At 39.3% G+C, this 1367-nt stretch carries 1 protein-coding gene; it reads right to left on the bottom strand.

The window, feature by feature from the left end:
• Positions 1–43 precede the first annotated feature (43 nt).
• On the bottom strand, positions 44–1288 hold the full coding sequence (locus FEM33_RS00010; RefSeq protein WP_139010086.1) for an IS256 family transposase: 1245 nt from the start codon (positions 1286–1288) through the stop codon (positions 44–46).
• Positions 1289–1367 lie beyond the last annotated feature (79 nt).

Below are 1367 nucleotides of genomic sequence, written 5' to 3'. Positions count from 1 at the left end.
GGGAGTGTACGCTGAACTGTGTCAGAATTTGATTTTGGTAGATTCAGCCTCCAAGGAAAAATTCGCGGTCTGCTTGTAGTCTATCACCAAATTTAATATACAATTGTGACATCGTCAAACCCCAATTGTGAATAGACATCGTCCACTTTTTGGAAAGATCCCTAACGACCAGAAAGACTAATTTTAGCAGCGCCTGATCTGATGTAAATGCACCTTTTGTCTTAGTTACTTTCCGGATTTGCCGGTGCATTCCTTCGATCGCATTGGTCGTATAGATGACTTTTCTGATTTCAGCGGTATACTCAAAAAAGGTCGAAAGATTCACCCAGTTATCCATCCAAGATTTTACTGCGAGAGGATATTTCTTTCCCCATTTGTCATCGAAATCCAGAAGCTTTTCATAAGCTTGTTCTTGGTTAACTGCCTTGTAAATAGGCTTCAAGTCAGCAATTACAGTTTTTCTGTCTTTTTCAGGCACATAACGGATGCTGGTTCTTATCTGATGGATAATACAAAGTTGAATTTTAGTTTTTGGAAAGACTGCTTCTATTGCCTCAGGAAAGCCTTTTAGACCGTCAATACAGGCAATCAGAATATCTTCAACCCCACGTTGTTTCAAATCAGTTAAAACAGATAGCCAAAATTTAGCCCCTTCATTTTCAGATAAATAAATACCAATTAGATCCTTTTTCCCTTCTCGGTTTATTCCCAATATGTTATAAATCGCCCGCGATTCAACGGTGCCATTATCGCGCACTTTATAATGCATGCAATCTAGAAAAACAAAGGGATAAACTGCTTCTAATGGCCTGTTACGCCATTCATTCATCAGCGGAATTATCTTATCAGTAATATGAGAAATTTCGGTGGCAGAAATATCCATCGCATACATTTCCTTTACATATTCTGAAATATTGCGCGTGCTCATACCGCGAGCGTACATTGCAATTATCTTATCTTCAAGCTCTTCGGTGATAATTAATTGGCGCTTAGGCAAAATTTTAGGTTCAAAAGTACCCTGGCGGTCACGACTGCTTTCAATCTCTAAATGACCTGATTGAAGACTTCGGACTGTCTTTTTTGTTTTACCGTTTTTACGGTTGTTATCACCCGCAGCTTTACTTTCTTCCAGGTGGTTGTTCAGCTCACCTTCCAACATGGATTCAAGAAGGTGTTTTAACATTGGAGCAAATACGCCATCGGTACCGCCCATCTTTTTGCCGTCATAGAGACCTTGCATCGCTTCTTCTTTGAAGCGCTGAAAATCGAAGGATTCGTTTGTCTTCATCGTGTCTATAAGTTAAACTAATTTACTTATTTTTCCCCTTAATCAAACTAAGAGGTGACACAGTTCAATTTACAGTCTC

The organism is Dyadobacter flavalbus (assembly GCF_006149045.1).
Taxonomy (GTDB): Bacteria; Bacteroidota; Bacteroidia; order Cytophagales; family Spirosomataceae; genus Dyadobacter; species Dyadobacter flavalbus.
The sequence above is the reverse complement of the archived record's forward strand: the minus strand, read 5'-3'. Positions and strand labels throughout refer to the sequence as shown.